Source organism: Corynebacterium sp. c7Ub_26 (genome assembly GCF_053760365.1).
This window is the reverse complement of sequence record NZ_JBSNBL010000001.1, coordinates 19,956-36,839: the sequence shown is the minus strand read 5'-3', so window position 1 is coordinate 36,839 and position 16,884 is coordinate 19,956. Positions and strand designations below refer to the sequence as shown.

The window sequence follows — 16,884 nt, the reverse complement described above, 5'->3', positions numbered from 1 at the left end:
ACCTCTCATAGACCCCGGTTGAGCACGACAAACTCAGTGGAGTTATGCTCAGCGCCGGGGTTTTCGTCGTCAATAATCGTCATTGAATAACTACGCTGCCGTAACCAATACACATAGTCAATACACAATGGTCGAAGACGATAACGACATCATTTTTGTGGGAAATATCAATTGTTTTTAATACCCCACTTTAGGCTAAGATCAGCAATATGGCGAAGTCGAGCAAGAAAAAGAAATCTGGTCATAAGCCAGATAAATCAAACAAGGATGAGAATAAGGCTGCCCAAGGTGCAACCGATGGCACCGAAACCGCGCCAGCTACCCTCACCTCGGAAGTCGAAGACTCGCTTTTTTACCAGGTGTACCAGCTGAACAAAATGTTCAGAGAAGTCGCCGATAACACCCTCAATGAATTCGAACTCTCGCAACGCGCGTACTGGCTTCTCGAATGCGTCCGACGCGACAAGGGCTATTCCCAAAGTGAGCTCGGAGAACTCCTCGGCGTTGACCGTTCCGACATGGTCCGCCTCATCGATTCATTAGAGGAAGACAACCTTCTCCAGCGGGTACGCTCGACAGAAGATCGTCGAAAACAACTTATTACGATTACGCCAGACGGTATTACTGTTCGGCACAAGATTCGTCACGCGCTAACCGACGCCGAAAATGATCTGCTCGACGAACTCAACGACAAGCAAAGTAACCGCCTACGGAAATACACCAGCAAGCTAACCACGGGAGTGTCATTGTGAATTCGCGGAGAGTGTTGGGGAACCATTCGCTCGCTTCACAACCCCACACTCTCACACGGATTTTTGCTGATCAGGCCGACACCACCCCCGATGCCCTCGCCATCGACACGAGCACCCAAACCATCACATACGCTCGCCTCTCGCAGCGGTATCACGAAATTGCCGACGAACTACGCACTGTCGCCGGACGTGGTGACCGCGTCGGCATCGCCATTGCCGACCCCATCGAGTATTACGCTGCGCTCCTTGCGACCATGTCTATCGGAGCAGCGTACGTCCCTGTGTCGGCGGCCTCGACACACGGTCGCGACGCAGCTCAAGGCCACGCTGAGCCATCTTCGGACCACCCTGGAAACAACGGAAGACACCAATCCCAGGCGCGCGGCGGAACGGTCCCCTACTCAGCGTTGACCTCGCGCCCGCGCGCCATCCCTCGGTCACCCGAACCAGCCTCCGGATATTCACTCGACGAGGTGAGCGCCGGACTCCGACTCACCGCCGCTGTGACAGACTCGGGCGTCCAATCCCTGCGGCCGGCCACGCGCCAGGCCCACAAGCCATCACCCTCCGACGCCGCCGCTGTGTTCTTCGGCAGCCGATCATTGGTTCTCCCCCATCGTTGCGCCACCGCCGGGATCAGCGCGGAAACACACCTTTTTATTCCCGACGACCCCATCGGCGCTGGCGACCGCGTCGGCGCGATAGCGTCCCACTCGGATCCACGCAGCGTCGAAGAAATGTGGCTGGCCTGGTCCACGGGCGCGTGCCTCGTGCCCTACACGAATGACGCTGCACACGAATCTACTGCCCCGACGACCATTGACCGCTGGATCGCAGACCGCAGCATCTCTGTCATCTCAACGACGCCGAGCGACGTGTTGTCCTGGCACACCGACCCCACCGCGTTACGCCTCCTCATCCTGGGCGGCGAGCCCTGCCCTGCCGACATCACGCGCGTCATGGCCGGACGCGAAGTGTGGAATACGTACCGCACTGAAGCGACCGGGGTCACGTCGGCAGCCAAAATAACCCCGGAGACTCCTCTGTCGTTGATGGGGCAACCGCTGGCCGGGTGGGAAGCAACCGTCATTGACGAAGTGGGGCACCCCGTCGAGCCAGGGCGGGCCGGCGAACTAGTCATCAGCGGTGTTGGGCTCGCCCACTACTTCGATCTCATCCACGACGCGGAGACCTTCGCGCCCGTCTCGCAATTCGGGTGGAACCGCGCGTACAGGACCGGCGACCTCGTCACTGTCGGCGAGGACGGTCTGCATTTCGTGCGGCATATCGACGAGCAGGCGCGCATCAGCGGGCACCGCGTGGATCTCATCCATGTCGACGCTGTTCTCCACGACCTGCCAGGTGCCGACGACACTACCGCGGCGCTCACGACGTCGACGCACGGGCCGAAACTGCTGGGTTACGTCCAGAGTAAGAGTCTGACCGAAAAATCGGCGCAAACGTATCTGGCCCGGCGCGTGCCGCGGGCGCTGATGCCATCTATTCACGTTGTGAATGCGCTGCCCCACCAGCCGGAGACCTCTCATCAGCCGACGTCATCTGAGCAAACGTCTTCTGTGCATGAGTCGCAGAGCTCCAGCCATAAGGCCGTCGATACGAAGACACATGATGCTGCGACGACAACTCCGTCGACACGCGATACGTCGACACCAGCTACAACGCCTCCGCGGGAAAGCTCCACTACTGCGATCGTGCCGGCTACACAGGGCTCGTCGTCGCAACGAAAAATGAGCTTCCGCGGTGGTTGGCGGAAGCTCATGGCAACGATCGGTCGCTGGTTCAGAGGGAACTAATCACCAGAAACTCATCACCGGGGACTAGTCACCGATTTGGTCGCGGCCGCGCTTGACAATCTTCGGATCGGGCTGGCCGACAATGTCGTAGTCCTTATCCGTGTACTCGAACTTTGAGAGCACATAGCGCATCGCGTTAATACGTGCGCGCTTCTTGTCATTGGATTTAATCGTAATCCACGGCGACTCGTTGGTGTCCGTGTAGCGGAACTGCTCTTCCTTGGCCCGCGTGTAATCGTCCCACTTATCCAGGGACGCCAAGTCCATCGGGGAGAGCTTCCACTGGCGCACGGGGTCAACCTGGCGGATGGCGAAGCGGGTGCGCTGCTCTTTCTGTGTCACCGAGAACCACAGTTTGGTCAAGCTAATTCCGGACCCCATAATCATGTTTTCCAGCATGGGGACCTCACGCAAGAACTCGGCGTGCTGCGATTCTGTGCAGAACCCCATCACGCGCTCGACGCCGGACCTGTTGTACCAGGAGCGGTCGAAGAACACGATTTCGCCCGCCGCTGGATAGTGCTCGATGTAGCGCTGGAAGTACCAGGACGTGGATTCACGCGGCGATGGCTTTTCCAAAGCGACGGTCCGCGCACCACGGGGATTCAAGTGCTCATTGAAGCGCTTAATCGTGCCACCCTTACCCGCAGCATCGCGCCCTTCGAAGAGAATGATGTGCTTCTGGCCCGTATCCTTCGTCCAGTTCTGCCATTTGAGCAGCTCGATCTGAAGGGCACGCTTAATATGCTCGTATTCCTTACGAGTCATGCGCTCGTCGTAGGGGTAGTTTTCACGCCATGTATCTACACGATGCCCATCGGGGGTAATGAGTACTGGGTCATCTTCATCGGAGTCATCGACGATATAGCCTTCGGTATCAGCAAGGTCGACGACGTGGAACTCCTCATCGTTCGAGGTTTTTCCCTCCTTAGCACTGTCCTCGGCGCTAGTGGTGTCCTTTTTCCGATCGTCTTCATCAGCCATATTCAAAGTCTATGACGAACGGGCGTTGAACCGGGCATCAACTAGGCAGGTCGGGGGGTTAATGTGGGGGTTATCTCCCCCACACCGTCTTTGCCCGAAAAGAATCCCACGGTAAAGCGATAAAACAAAACAGACCGCTCCGAACTCGGAACAGTCTGTCAGTCCTTGTCAGGTTGGGCTGATCACGACCCAAGGATACGGATCATTAGATCACCGGGCCTGGGCAGTGATCAGCTAGCCATTGACGTGGCCGTAATGTGGTTCTAATTAGAAGCCACCCATGCCGGCCATCTCATCGGCACCCGGTGCAGCTGGAGCAGCAGGCTCAGGCTTGTCCGCAACGACGGCCTCCGTCGTCAAGAACAGGGATGCGATGGAGGATGCGTTCTGCAGTGCGGAACGCGTCACCTTCACCGGATCGTTAATACCAGCGTCCATCAGGTTGACGTACTCGCCGGTGGCTGCGTTCAAGCCGAAGCCTTCGTCGAGGTTAGCAACCTTGTCTGCAACGACGCCGGGCTCGAAGCCAGCGTTGACAGCGATCTGCTTCAACGGAGCTTCCAGCGCAGCACGGAGGATGCGGACACCGATGGCTTCGTCGCCAGCAAATCCGAGGTCATCATCCAAAACGGAGGCTGCCTGCAGCAGTGCGGATCCACCACCAGCAACGATGCCTTCCTCAGCGGCGGCCTTAGCGTTACGCACGGCATCCTCGATGCGGTGCTTACGCTCCTTCAGCTCAACCTCGGTGGCGGCGCCGACCTTCAGGACAGCGACGCCACCAGCCAGCTTGGCCAAACGCTCCTGAAGCTTCTCACGGTCGTAGTCCGAGTCGGAGTTCTCGATCTCTGCGCGGATCTGCTTGACGCGGCCTTCGATCTGCTCGGAGGAGCCAGCTCCCTCAACGATGGTGGTCTCGTCCTTCGTGACGACGACCTTGCGGGCACGGCCCAGCATCGGGAGGTCAGCGTTCTCCAAGGTGAGGCCAACCTCTTCGGAGATAACCTGGCCACCGGTCAGAATTGCCATATCCTGCAGCTGAGCCTTGCGGCGGTCACCGAAGCCCGGAGCCTTCACAGCAACGGACTTGAAGGTTCCACGAATCTTGTTCACAACGAGGGTGGACAGAGCCTCACCCTCGACGTCCTCAGCGACGATCAGCAACGGCTTGCCGGACTGCATGACCTTTTCAAGCAGCGGGAGGAGGTCTTTCACATTCCCGATCTTGGAGGACACGAGCAGGATGTAGGGGTCCTCAAGAACGGCTTCCTGGCGCTCCATGTCGGTAGCGAAGTAGCCGGAGATGTAGCCCTTGTCGAAGCGCATACCTTCGGTGACTTCGAGGTCAACGCCAAAGGTGTTGGACTCTTCAACGGTGATCACGCCGTCTTTGTTGAGCTTGCCGTCGCCCACCTTGTACATGGCCTTGGCGATCAGCTCACCAATGGTCTGGTCGGCGGCAGAAATACCAGCCGTTGCGGCGATTTCTTCCTCAGTTTCGATGTCCTTCGCGGAATCCAGCAGCTGCTTGGTCACAGCCTTGGTAGCAGCCTGAATACCGCGCTTAATGCCCATCGGGTTGGAGCCCGCAGCGACGTTGCGCAGGCCCTCACGGACGAGCGACTGCGCCAGAACGGTCGCTGTCGTGGTTCCGTCGCCAGCGACGTCGTCGGTCTTCTTCGCAACCTCTTTAACGAGCTCCGCACCGATCTTTTCGTACGGATCCTCAAGTTCGATTTCGCGGGCGATAGTCACACCATCGTTGGTGATCGTGGGAGCGCCCCACTTCTTTTCCAGGACGACGTTGCGACCCTTTGGCCCCAACGTCACCTTGACTGCATCAGCAAGGGAGTTGAGTCCCTTTTCCAATCCGCGGCGAGCTTCCTCGTCGAAAGCAATGATCTTGGCCATGAGGCTTTCCGATCCTCCGTTTATGTTGACGACACACGATCCGACAGTGGCGCCCGCGACGGCACGAGAAATATGTGTCTTCTATTTCTCTCACCACAGCCGGTGAACATTTGTTGTAAATCTCTGGCACTCACAGTCCCGGAGTGCTAACTCTTGTTTAGCAGTCTCGGGCTTAGAGTGCAAGGTTTCTTATTGAAACGGTTGAAATGGTGCTCCACGGTTCATACCGACGCTAACCGCGCGGTTACCACTTCGCGGTAACACTCCCACGCTACCCCTCCACTCGAGGGCGCTACTCTAGGGGACATGACTCACGACGCTGCAGACAGCAAAGACACACACTCGACGGACACGGCGAGCATCTATTCCCCAGAGGAAGCCACCCGCTACGTCACCTCACGAATGGATGACGTTCGCTCGTGGTTAACCGAGCTCGTGGGCTGCGCTTCTGTCCACGACTTCGCCGGACTCGAAGAGGAGACAACCCGCGCCGCTAACTGGGTGGTCGACGCGTTTACGGCCGCCGGCATCCCCGTCGAAAAGCACCAGACTGCCGACGGTTCCACTGCCGTGATTGGGTTGCGCCAGCCCAGCGACGGTATGCCGACCGTCATGCTGTACTCGCATTATGATGTCCAGCCGGCCACGGATACGGACGCGTGGGATTCCGACCCGTGGACGCTCACCGAGCGCAATGGGCGGTGGTACGGGCGCGGCACCGCGGATTGCAAGGGTAATGTTGTGATGCACCTCGCCGCCTTGCACGGACTCAAGGAGTGGGAGGAACTGCACCCGGAGGCGCCGAAGCTCGGCATCCGCGTTGTTGTCGAAGGCTCCGAAGAGCGCGGCGGTGCCGGATTAGACGCACTATTAGAGGAGCGCCCCGAGCTTTTTGCTGCCGACGACATCCTGATCGCTGATTCCGGTTCCGATCGTGTTGGCGAACCCGCGCTGTGCACGTCGTTACGCGGTAGCGCAGGGGTAAAAGTCACCTTGCAGACGCTGGAAGGGCCGGTTCACTCGGGACAATTCGGCGGGGCTGCTCCCGATGCCCTTCTGGCGATGATCCACCTCCTCGGCACGTTGCACGATGAGAATGGGTTGCTCACTGTCGACGGTTTGGATACCTCAGGTCATTGGGATGGTAACCAAGCCGATCCAGAGAATTTCCGTAAAGACGCGTCGGTGCTGGATGGCGTTGAGCTTTACGGAGCGGCCGGCACCACGCATGGCGACGGCCCCAGCGTGACTGACCTCACCGTCGCGAAGCCGGCCATTACGGTCACGGCTCTGGACGCTGTTCCCACCAAGGACGTCATCAATGCGGTGCCGGCAAGCTGTGCGGCCGTGTTGAACCTGCGTGTGCCCTCGACCATGGATCCCGTCGAGGCGCAAGACACACTCGTTAAGCACCTGGAGAACCACGTGCCGTGGGGCACTCACATCAGCATCGAGCGCGAGTCGATCGGCGAGCCTTTCCGTGCCGACACCTCCGAGCCACTTCACGCCGCTCTCGGCCAAGCCATGACCGACGCGTTCCAGACGGACGTCGTGTACAACGCGTCTGGCGGATCGATCCCCCTCTGCGCGGGCTTGCTCAAGGCCAATCCCAACGCTGAAATCGCACTCTTCGGCGTCGAGGAACCCGAAGCGCGGATCCACAGCGCTAATGAGTCGGTTGATCCGTCCGAGATCAAGCACTTCGCCATCGCGGAACTACTCTTCCTCGCACGGTTCGGAAGGAACTAGTCGCACCCCTTCCAGTGCCCCCGCTATAACCCCCTCAAGCAGATATTCCACATTGCGAGAATCTGCATGTTCAGGGGGTATTTTTATGCTCTATTTGTTCAGCCACAGCTTAAGCGTGCCGTCGTTTTACCCCCGATCTACAACCGTGTATCCGAACCATGTTGCGTGGGTCACACGACGTCGATACAGTTGCCACCATGCTTAAGGCGAACCTTAAGGGACTTCGCAACCTCAAGCACTCGGCTCCGGCCACCTCGAACACCCTCGAGGTCACCGCAGCGCAGGCCCTCATCGCGGCCCCCGCGCTACGAGTACTTAAGGCTAGCGACCTCGGCGGCGAGCAGGACTGACCTCGTCCGCCCAGGATTGAGCCCAGAACCCCAGGCTCCGTCAGTCCGCCCGCCCGTGATGGCCACCGCGCTATCACCCCGGCTACAACTGACGATGGCACCGTCCGATCACGACGGATCCGCTCGATCCTGATGGCCCAACCACACGGCCCCTGATCATACGGAGCGACCACCACGACGACTGGCCAACAATCTTCCAGCGTCATCACAACACCATCGCGGTCTCGTCGGCACAGGACAATGTCACAACAGGACAGTGCCAACACAGGACAACGCTGTAACCAGGGTGAAGCGCCAAAGAAATAAGGATTCCGCCCCCGTGTTTATCTATACCCCCAGCCGACGCCGCACACACTCATTCACCCGGGACACCACCAGAGCTTTCTCCACGCCTAACCAGGGCACGAACTTCGAGGCGCAGCCCACCCGTCGCACTTTTGCCGACGACCCCTTCCGCGCCCGATTCGGCCACCGACTGCCCCGCGGATTGCGGGAACAAGCCCACGGCATGGCCTGGCGGACGTTCACGGAGACATTTTGCGCTCCTGGCGGTGCGCTGAGCTTACAATCGCTGAACCACGAACAGCTGCGCGCCGGACGTCGTCGCTACACCATCACTCTTGCTGACAGCTCGCAGCCGTCCTCCCAGCGCATCTCCACCCACACCATCACATCGATGGGGGCTATCAGCGCCATGACCCACATCCTGGCTGATGGTGGGCGTCGCGTCGAGATCCTGGAATTCCACCAGTTCACGATCTTCGAAGCAACCGTCACCATGATCTATGCGGCCCATGATCGTCGGAAAGTCTGGACCGTCGGTTTCGGTTCCAATCCCGATATCTCCGCTGCGAATTCCCTGGTCAACGCGGCTAATCGCCTGTACCCGACCGTTAAATAAGCCGGGCACCACCGGCCGATCACCACCGGCCGGCAATTACCTCTCGTCGGGGAAATTCTCTTTCAGCTCTTTGATCGACGCGCGCACGGCAGCTTTCCACGCGTCCGGCGTCGCAAATCCATCTAGCGCCCCGGCTTCGCCAGCCAACCGAACGCCGGGTTCGCGGGCAGCACCTGCCGCACGAGCTATGCGCCGCTGACGCTCATAGGACGCCCCTTCTTTCACAATCGTCAGGACATCCTCCAACTCACGTCGGCACGATAAGTCGTCGGCAACCGGCCGGAGCCGCTCAACCCACTCGCGAATATCGTCGCGCACATCTTTTTCATTGGTGTCACGATCCACAATGACGATCGCATCCAGGCCATACCGCGCCGCACGCCACTTATTTTCGACGATGTGCCACTGCTGCAGGCTCGGCAAGTCCTCCCCGCGGTCGTAGGCGCGGTCGAAATACACCACCGCGCAATGAACAAAAGCAACGATCGCGCTGAGATCGCGCATGTTGGTGGTGGCGTCGGCAAAACGGACCTCAATCGTTCCCCATTTACCGGCCGGGTGAATATCCAAATGCATGGCGTCGGGCTTGTCGATCACCCCGCTGCGCAACTGGTCGCGGGTGAATTCCTCCCACTCGGCCCAGGTTTTCATGGGGTACGGGAGGCCAGCCGTCGGCAATTGTTGGTACAGGAGTGTCCTATTGCTGGCGTAACCGGTGTCCATTCCCTCCCACGCGGGCGAGGAGGCGGACATTGCCAAGATGTGCGGATATAGGGTCAGCATCGCGTTGATGATCGGCCATACCCGATCCTTCGAGCGGATCCCCACATGCACATGGATTCCCCAGATCAGCATCTGGCGGCCCCACCACTGGGTGCGCTCAATGATTTGCTGATAGTTCGTCTTATCCGAGAGTTCCTGATCACCCCAGTGAGCAAAAGGGTGGGTGCCGACGGAGAGCAGTTCGACGCCGATATCGTCCGCGGCCCGGAGCGCGAGGTCAAGGGATTCCCGCAGGTCGTCTTCAACATCGGCCACCGTTTTGCACACTGCCGTGACGAATTCAATCGTGTTCGAGAGGAATTCGCGGACGACGCGGTGGTTCGGATCCATCGTGGACATCACGTGCAGCAATTCACCTGCACGCGGAGTGAGGTCCAGGGTCGTGGGATCCACCAGGGCCAGTTCCCATTCCACGCCCAACGTCGGCGCGGGGGACGCGTTAAATGCGACAGTGGGAGGTTGTTCCGATGTCACTATGGTCTACCTTCCGGGCGTAAGACGACGACGCCGGGCCTTTCAGCCAAGCGTCGTAATGTTCATAAGTCGTGCGGTAGAACCGATCGGTCAGCCCGCTACTGGTTCATATCAGCCGTCGTCACAACAACAACAGAGCCCGGGTGCTGGCCGGAAATCATTTCCGCATTGGCCAATTGCTGGTTAGTTTGGTCAGTTTCCGGCTGTGCTTTGAGCCCCAACGTCGTGGCTACCTCAGTTGCAGCAGCTTTGCTTTCTGCGTTGTCGTCATACAGAACGACAGAACCGGGGAAAGCCGCAGCTCCGTCGGCAGGCAGGTTACCGAAAGAGGTGTTGGTCCAGCTATCGGCGTTCAGGTTTTTGGAAACCTTCTCTGCCAAACCTTGAACTCTCGAGTTGTTCAGAACGGTGACCTGAACTTTACTCTTATCCACCTTTTTATCGGTACTAGTGCCGTTGCTTCCGCTGTTTCCGTCCTGTGCAGCCGCGCCATTATCGGTGGTGTTCTGCGTGCCTTGGTTGCCGGCCGTGTTCTGCCCCTGGTCGGCGGTGCTGTCCGGATTATTGGCGTTATCGCCCGGCTGTTGCTGACCTGTGTCAGCCCCAGCCCCTGGCGCACCGGTATTCCCCGGGTTCACGGGGGCCGACGACGACGTCGAACTTGCTGCTGAGTTGTCACCGTCCTTATCACCGCTCACCAGGTGGTAGATGCCAAAAGCGATCAGCGCGACGGCCACGACTAACAAGATCACGCCGATCGTGCGCAGCGGAACTTTGGACTTCTGAGTCTTCTTAGGCTGATCCTCTGCCGACGCTGCACGTGCGGGCTCTGATGCGCCGAGGTCCGACGCTAGAGGCGCCGCTGCCTCGTCATAGTTAGTGGGTTCGTCGTATTCCGCGCGGTCGTCATAGTCGAACGGTTCGGCGGGCTCATTGGGTTCGACGGGTTCCGACGCGGCCGCGCGCGACGTTGATGCCCCTCTACTGACGGAGCCATCGTGTGGGGTGGCGTGGCCATCGCGGGCTGCTGCCACGGACGCAGCCTCGGGGCTGGCACTTTCGTGATGATGCGGGGTCTCGTCGTACGAACCGTAGCCGGCGAAACCGGTGTACCCACCTTGAACAGCACTTTCACCTGCGGCATAATCGCCCGATTCTGTCGGGGAATATCCGGATTCCTTCTGATCAGCGAAGGATCGGTCGTTAAAGGCGTCATCCTCGTAGACGCCATCGCGCGCGCCGTCGGTGTGCACGTCCTCGTCGAATAAATCATCGTTATCGCGATGATTATCGGCGCGACCATGAGAGCGGTCGCGATGGTTGCGGGGCGATTGTCCAGGTTCGTTATCGAAATTCACAAAACAATAATAACTTATTTCTCATTAGTCACTTTTATTTCATTCCCTGTGTCGGCAATACCACGCACATCCGCTGCATCGCATTGGTGATTACAGCCCCGCATCGCTTTTGACAGCCGGTCTATGGAGCCAATCAGCACGGACTCCCGTGACGGACGATCAGTACGGACGGTCGGAATTAGCGATACGCAACAACCGGGACACCGTCGTCGGGAATTCCTCAAGAGCTTCTCTGCGCTGAATTAACCGGAAAAGACGCTGGTAGTAGCGGATCGGGCTCAGATTGAAGCGACGGCGAATCAACTCGTCTTTCGCGGAATCTCTCCTCCACACACGCCGCTCAAATTCCAACATGCGTCGCTCGTCGTCAGTGAGTCCACGCCGTGTCTTGTCCTCATTGCGGGAATCATTATGGGCACCACTAGTGGCGTCGTCCACATCATGCGCGGTAGCGGAATCATGTGCGCTGCCGGAAGCTTCGCGATCGCCATGAGCAGATCCCGTGTCATTCGTCGTCACCCTATTGTTCACCCCACAATCACTAAATCAGTCCACTAAGTCCGTCGTACCCGCAGACGATACCCCGCGACCGATATCCGCAGATCACCGCCGCTGAGCTCGGCACAGAGGGCGCGCGCCTTCCCTATCTGACCGTCCGTATCTGACCGTGTCAGGAACTGCCACTACTCTATACCCCATGACTGTGCGCCCAATTGTTATCGCTGGTGATCCCGTCCTCCATAACCCCACCCAGCCTGTGACCGAGTCACCCGAGGAAATCGCGGAGCTCGTTGCGGATATGTACGAAACCCTCGAGTTCTCCCGCGGGGTCGGCCTTGCTGCCAACCAAATCGGAGTGGCCAAGCGCCTTTTCGTGTACGACTGCCCCGATATCGAAGGACCCGACGGGGACTCCAAGTCTGAGGAAGAACTCAAAGCTCAAGGCGGGCCGCGGCGGAAAGGCTGCGTCGTCAACCCGGTTTTGGAAACCTCCGAGATCCCCGAGACAATGCCAGCCACCGACGGATCCGACGCGGAAGGCTGCCTGTCCATCCCCGGCTTGGACTTCCCCACAGGACGCGCACACTGGGCTCGCGTCACCGGAACCGACGAGCACGGGGAGCCCGTGAGCATCGAGGGCTACGGATTCTTCGCGCGGTGCCTGCAGCATGAGGTCGGCCACCTGGACGGCTACCTCTACACCGACATGCTCATCGGCCGTTGGGCACGCATCGCGAAGAAGAAAATTAAGCGCAACGGATGGACCGTTCCCGGAAATACCTGGACACCGGGGGTTGATCCCGATCCCTTCGGCGAAGACGATGAGTAAAACGATCAAGACGATTAAAGAGTGACCGCCCATGGCTGACTCCACACCGGCACATCTCCCGATCTCCCGCTGGTCCGACCCTGCCTCACTCGTCGTCGGAGCGCGCGTTGTCATCCGACGACGACTGACCGACGCCAGCCCTCACGGGGACCACTTCACCGACGTCATCGGGACGCTCTTCTCACTCAACCCGCTGGTGGTTCGTCGGCACAACACCGGGATCCCCGGCGAAGAGATCACCATCGACCCACAACTTATCGACGTTATTAAACCCCTGCCCGCGAAACCTGTGCGCAACAGTGATATTCGGGCCGTGGAATACGCCTACGCGCTCGCGTTCCCCGGTGTGATTCACCACGAGTGGGTAAACGGGTGGCTGGTTCGCGTCGGCGATGGAGTGACCGAGAGGTCAAACAGCGCTGTCCCCTTGGAACCTCACACGGCGTTTGACGACGTTCCTGTTGACGCGATCCGCGACATATATAAGAAGTATGGGTTGCCGACGCTGATTGCCGCGCCGGATCGCATCGCGCGGCCCGCTTTCCGCATGCCCGGCGCGTGGACCCGTGGGCCCGAGATCATCACGATGACTAAGGATCTGGAGGCCGCGCCGCCGTCGGAGGACGCGGCTGCGGAGGACGACTCTGCGGAAGAGGGCTCTGCGATCAGGAATATCGCCGCGAGGACTGTGTCCGATGACCTTCTCTCGCGGAACATCACGTGGGAGGTTGGCGAGCAACCAAATGATGACTGGCTATCCCTCTACCACTTCCGCGGCCAACCTCTGCCGGAATCAGCTCTGCGGCAACTGTCGCACGAAATCGACGGACTCCTCGGCTTCGGACGCATCGTTATTGATGGAGAGACCGTCGCTATCACCAGGGGAACCATCACTCACTCACCCGACGGCCGCGCCTGGTTGGGATACTCCGCCGTGGAAGTAGCCGAGCACTATCGTCGGCAAGGGTTGGGCACGCTCATGGGTGCCATCATGATGGATTGGGGCCGTCGGCACGGCGCGGACACCGCATACCTGCACGTCATCGAATCGAACACTCCCGGACGCAATCTGTATCACAAGCTGGGCTTCGGCGAACATCATCGCCACCGCTACCTGGCGGATGCGTCCACCGCGCGCACGGAAGGTGTAGGCACGACCGCGCGCCACCACCCACCCGGATACGTCACACACGAAGTAGGCTCACCCGTATGCGATTGGCCACCTGGAACGTCAACTCCGTCCGCACCCGACTCCCACGGATCATCGATGTCCTCAACCGACATGACATCGACGTCCTCGCCATGCAAGAAACAAAATGCAGCGAGGACCAGTTCCCCCGCGACGCCTTCACCGACGCTGGATATGAGGTAGCCGTCAGCGGAACGAACCAGTGGAATGGGGTCGCGATCGCGTCACGTGTCGGACTTAGAGACGTCCACACGCTCCCCGATCAACCCGGGTTCTCCAAGGACCTCACCGCGGAGCAACCGGTCGAACCCCGATCGATCGCCGCGACCTGCGGGGACATCACCGTCATGAGCCTCTACGTCCCCAACGGTCGGGAAATCAGTGACATCCACTTCACCTACAAACTCCGGTTCCTCGACGCGGTCCGCAACTACGCTGCCACGGCCGTCGATAATGACCCCGAACTACGCCTGGCCCTCGTCGGAGATTGGAATATCGCTCCCCATGACACCGATGTATGGGATCCTCAATTCTTCATTGGGCACACCCACGTCACACAACGTGAGCGCAACGCACTCACCGCACTCGGGGATGAAGGCTTCACCGACGTCACCCACGATTCGGGCTACACCTACTGGGACTACACAGCTGGGCGTTTCGGTCGAAACCAAGGCATGCGCATCGACATGCAATGGGCTTCCCCCGCGCTGGCGGAACACGCTGGGGAAGTCAACGTCGATAAGGATGAACGTGCTGCGAAAGGCAGCAGCGACCATGCACCGCTCATTGTCGACTATGACGGTATTTAACCAGTCCCATTACTTTTCTAAGATGAAAATTGTGACTTCCGACAGCATAACCGCAGCCGCTCCGAGCGCATCACAATCCCATGCCGCCCACCACGACGGACACGACGAAGAAACGAGCCATAACCAGGGCACGAACACCGACGGCGAATACCCTCCACCGCTCAGTAGAGCAGAAACTCATGTGCTCTCCGCCGCGATGTACAACTTCCTTTCGGCCACTCGACGCCTAGTGGAACAACCCTTGCACACCATGGAAGTCAACCAGTCAGAAATCGAAGTCCTCTACTTCGTGCACAACCACCCCGGCGTCGGAGTATCCGACGTAGCACGCATGCGGTTTCTGCGAGTATCTAATTTCTCTACAACAGTTCGCGCGCTCATCGCCAATGGGCTTCTAAACCGAGCATCCAACCCCGACGATAAACGCGTTCAAATGCTCCAGGTGACCGACGAAGGGACCCGAATCCTGGACGATATCGCAGAACGATGGGCCACATTAATAAACAAAATCACCAACGAAATGAACCCTGACAGCGTCCGAATACTTCACGAAGCGTCTGAACGACTCAACGAAGCAGCTTTCGCTACCGAGCATGTCATTGACGACATGCAAACCCGGACAGGGAACTAAACGAAAAACACAACGGGGACGCCATATGGGTCCCCGTGCTGTCAGAAAGAGCGGTATGAAATTTTGTGTCGCTATGCGTCCCGTTTCACAAACACGGCCACCCCGATAGCGAAGAGCACAACTGCCCACAGGGCGAAGTAGATTATGCTCCCCGTCGATCCCCACGGCGCGCCATCGAGTTTCGCATCGCTCACCCATGCACTGAGGTTAGCGAAAGGCCGATAGCCTTTAATGTGATTCCCCACCTTCGGGATCAAGGTAATTAAGTCCTCAAGGACGAGCTTCCACAGCAGCATGATCGCGATTGCACCCGCAGTCTGTCGGACAAGGAACGCTACGCCAATTGCCATCACGACGACCAGCAGCGCTTCCACTGCCGTCGTCACATATACTCGGCCCGAGGAGCTAGAAAACACTTTCATCTCGGCGCCATAGTCGCCGGCCAACCACTTAAAGATCAGGACGCTAGTGATCGTCGAAAAGAAAGACAAAACTACAGCGACCAGGCCATAGACGATCGTTTTCGATATCGCAATGATCGGCCGCTTCGGAGTCATCATGATCGTCTCATTGATGGTCTTGAAGCGGTACTCCGTTGTCACCAGAAGGGTGGCCATGATGATAATCACCATGACACCGAATAGCTCAAACCCCTGAACAGCTGTGATCGCACCTATTGTCGGCACATCCGTCATGTCCTCCGGATCCATCGAATCCAAGGCAGTTTTCGAACCCCAGCCCATCAGAGCGGCGAACGCCCAGCTCAGGGCGACAATTAAGATCGATGTCCACGCAAACGATTTTGTCGACGCTAGCTTCGTCCACTCAGCACGAATTGAGTTAACCATCATCAGTTCTGTCCTCCCTGAGCTGCCGCGCCCTGATATTCGACGTCGTCACCTGTGAGTTGCAAAAATGCGTCTTCCAATGATCCGTGATGTTCTTCCAACTGGAAGACAGGAATCCCGTAAGAGTAGGCCACCTTGCCGACGTCATCAGTCGTTACTCCGGAGACGACGAAAACCTCACGGCCAACGTCATCGCGGTCCATTGTGAAGGTGATGTTTTCCTGCTTTAAAGCCTCCGCCATGTGCTCGTGGTCCCCCACGCGCAATCGTGTGGAACTACCTCCCCGCGACGACGTGAATTCCTTAACCGTCGTCTCGGCGACAAGTTTGCCCCGGCCGATGACGACCAAGTTATCCGCCGTCAACGCCATTTCCGACAGCATGTGGGAGCTAACAAACACTGTGCGTCCCTCGGCGGCAAGGTTCTTGAGAAAGGTACGCACCCAGCGGATACCTTCCGGGTCTAAGCCGTTGACCGGCTCATCCAGGATCAACGTTTCGGGATCGCCTAAAAGAGCTCCGGCCAGTCCCAGCCGCTGGCTCATGCCCAGAGAGAATCCCCCCGCTTTTTTAGAGGCCACATCAGTTAACCCCACCAAGCGCAGAACTTCGTCGACACGATTAGTAGAGATACCACTGGCCTGCGCCATCCACTTGAGATGAGTACGCGCCGACCGATTCGGATGAACCCATTTGGCCTCTAACAGCGCCCCCACTTCCTTGGCGGGCGCAGGAAACGACTGATAATTCTTTCCGTTCACCGTTGCGGTGCCCTTTGTCGGGCGATCCAGCCCAGTAATCATCCGCATCGTGGTCGATTTACCAGCCCCATTCGGACCAAGAAAACCAGTAACGACACCTGGCTTCACCGTGAAGTCGAGCGAATCTACCGCTACCTTGTCCCCATACCTCTTTGTGAGGCCATGTATTTCGATCATAGAAACCAGTTTGGCATATTTTCGGCAACGAAGACAGGCTTCAATCACACTGCCACCCATGTA

General features: G+C 58.6%; 16 protein-coding genes. 9 read left to right on the top strand and 7 right to left on the bottom strand.

Translation table 11 applies throughout. The annotated features are described in order from the left end of the window. Nucleotides 1-209 precede the first annotated feature (209 nt). Both ACWORE_RS00155 and ACWORE_RS00150 read left to right on the top strand, forming a co-directional pair. Entirely contained in the window at nucleotides 210-752 is a 543-nt protein-coding gene (locus ACWORE_RS00155) for a MarR family winged helix-turn-helix transcriptional regulator (RefSeq protein ID WP_296136560.1), read from the top strand. Then, nucleotides 749-2,566, top strand: coding sequence for an AMP-binding protein (locus ACWORE_RS00150; protein WP_455301938.1), 1,818 nt, complete (start codon nucleotides 749-751; stop codon nucleotides 2,564-2,566). Before ACWORE_RS00155 ends, ACWORE_RS00150 begins: the two co-directional genes overlap by 4 nt. 24 nt (nucleotides 2,567-2,590) lie before the next feature. Here the strand turns inward: ACWORE_RS00150 and ppk2 are convergent, their stop codons facing one another. Beyond that, entirely contained in the window at nucleotides 2,591-3,550 is a 960-nt protein-coding gene (gene ppk2, locus ACWORE_RS00145; RefSeq protein WP_455301936.1) for a polyphosphate kinase 2, read from the bottom strand. Nucleotides 3,551-3,817: 267 nt separating this feature from the next. Beyond that, complete coding sequence (groL, locus tag ACWORE_RS00140) at nucleotides 3,818-5,461, bottom strand: chaperonin GroEL (RefSeq protein ID WP_296136565.1); 1,644 nt, start codon at nucleotides 5,459-5,461, stop codon at nucleotides 3,818-3,820. 306 nt (nucleotides 5,462-5,767) lie between these two features. Between groL and ACWORE_RS00135 the strand changes: the two genes are divergently transcribed. The 3 genes from ACWORE_RS00135 (at nucleotide 5,768) to ACWORE_RS00125 (ending at nucleotide 8,461) form a co-directional block, all read left to right on the top strand. Next, nucleotides 5,768-7,210 carry a M20/M25/M40 family metallo-hydrolase gene (locus ACWORE_RS00135; RefSeq protein ID WP_455301934.1) on the top strand — a complete coding sequence of 481 codons (1,443 nt, stop codon included), beginning with the start codon at nucleotides 5,768-5,770 and terminating at the stop codon, nucleotides 7,208-7,210. A gap of 197 nt (nucleotides 7,211-7,407) precedes the next feature. Next, nucleotides 7,408-7,560, top strand: coding sequence for a hypothetical protein (locus ACWORE_RS00130; RefSeq protein WP_296136569.1), 153 nt, complete (start codon nucleotides 7,408-7,410; stop codon nucleotides 7,558-7,560). Nucleotides 7,561-7,879: 319 nt separating this feature from the next. After that, on the top strand, nucleotides 7,880-8,461 hold the full coding sequence (locus ACWORE_RS00125; protein WP_406606118.1) for a 2-isopropylmalate synthase: 582 nt from the start codon (nucleotides 7,880-7,882) through the stop codon (nucleotides 8,459-8,461). 36 nt (nucleotides 8,462-8,497) lie between these two features. On the opposite strand, the gene ACWORE_RS00120 is transcribed toward ACWORE_RS00125, so the two are convergent. The 3 genes from ACWORE_RS00120 to ACWORE_RS00110 all read right to left on the bottom strand — a co-directional run bounded on the left by ACWORE_RS00120 (nucleotide 8,498) and on the right by ACWORE_RS00110 (nucleotide 11,595). Continuing rightward, nucleotides 8,498-9,718, bottom strand: coding sequence for a glutamate--cysteine ligase (locus ACWORE_RS00120; RefSeq protein ID WP_406605009.1), 1,221 nt, complete (start codon nucleotides 9,716-9,718; stop codon nucleotides 8,498-8,500). 98 nt (nucleotides 9,719-9,816) lie between these two features. Beyond that, nucleotides 9,817-11,076, bottom strand: coding sequence for a LytR C-terminal domain-containing protein (locus ACWORE_RS00115; RefSeq protein ID WP_455301931.1), 1,260 nt, complete (start codon nucleotides 11,074-11,076; stop codon nucleotides 9,817-9,819). A 159-nt stretch (nucleotides 11,077-11,235) separates the two neighbouring features. After that, nucleotides 11,236-11,595, bottom strand: coding sequence for a DUF3263 domain-containing protein (locus tag ACWORE_RS00110; RefSeq protein ID WP_406605011.1), 360 nt, complete (start codon nucleotides 11,593-11,595; stop codon nucleotides 11,236-11,238). A gap of 178 nt (nucleotides 11,596-11,773) precedes the next feature. Here ACWORE_RS00110 and ACWORE_RS00105 point away from each other — a divergent pair, with 178 nt between their 5' ends. Genes ACWORE_RS00105 through ACWORE_RS00090 form a run of 4 tightly spaced genes read left to right on the top strand, consistent with a single transcriptional unit; the run spans nucleotide 11,774 to nucleotide 15,035 of the window. Then, nucleotides 11,774-12,406 carry a peptide deformylase gene (locus tag ACWORE_RS00105; RefSeq protein WP_455301929.1) on the top strand — a complete coding sequence of 211 codons (633 nt, stop codon included), beginning with the start codon at nucleotides 11,774-11,776 and terminating at the stop codon, nucleotides 12,404-12,406. 31 nt (nucleotides 12,407-12,437) lie between these two features. After that, the gene (locus ACWORE_RS00100; RefSeq protein WP_455301927.1) at nucleotides 12,438-13,778 is read left to right on the top strand and encodes an N-acetylglutamate synthase, CG3035 family; all 1,341 of its coding nucleotides are present in this window, start codon (nucleotides 12,438-12,440) and stop codon (nucleotides 13,776-13,778) included. Then, a complete protein-coding gene (locus ACWORE_RS00095) occupies nucleotides 13,667-14,404 on the top strand; it encodes an exodeoxyribonuclease III (protein WP_455302560.1) in 738 nt (245 codons plus the stop codon). The genes ACWORE_RS00100 and ACWORE_RS00095 overlap by 112 nt, the downstream gene beginning before the upstream one ends. Nucleotides 14,405-14,435: 31 nt before the next feature. Then, a complete protein-coding gene (locus ACWORE_RS00090) occupies nucleotides 14,436-15,035 on the top strand; it encodes a MarR family winged helix-turn-helix transcriptional regulator (protein ID WP_455301925.1) in 600 nt (199 codons plus the stop codon). A gap of 71 nt (nucleotides 15,036-15,106) precedes the next feature. Here the strand turns inward: ACWORE_RS00090 and ACWORE_RS00085 are convergent, their stop codons facing one another. Both ACWORE_RS00085 and ACWORE_RS00080 read right to left on the bottom strand, forming a co-directional pair. Continuing rightward, entirely contained in the window at nucleotides 15,107-15,886 is a 780-nt protein-coding gene (locus ACWORE_RS00085) for an ABC transporter permease (protein ID WP_455301923.1), read from the bottom strand. Further along, complete coding sequence (locus ACWORE_RS00080; RefSeq protein WP_406605017.1) at nucleotides 15,886-16,821, bottom strand: ABC transporter ATP-binding protein; 936 nt, start codon at nucleotides 16,819-16,821, stop codon at nucleotides 15,886-15,888. Before ACWORE_RS00080 ends, ACWORE_RS00085 begins: the two co-directional genes overlap by 1 nt. Nucleotides 16,822-16,884 lie beyond the last annotated feature (63 nt).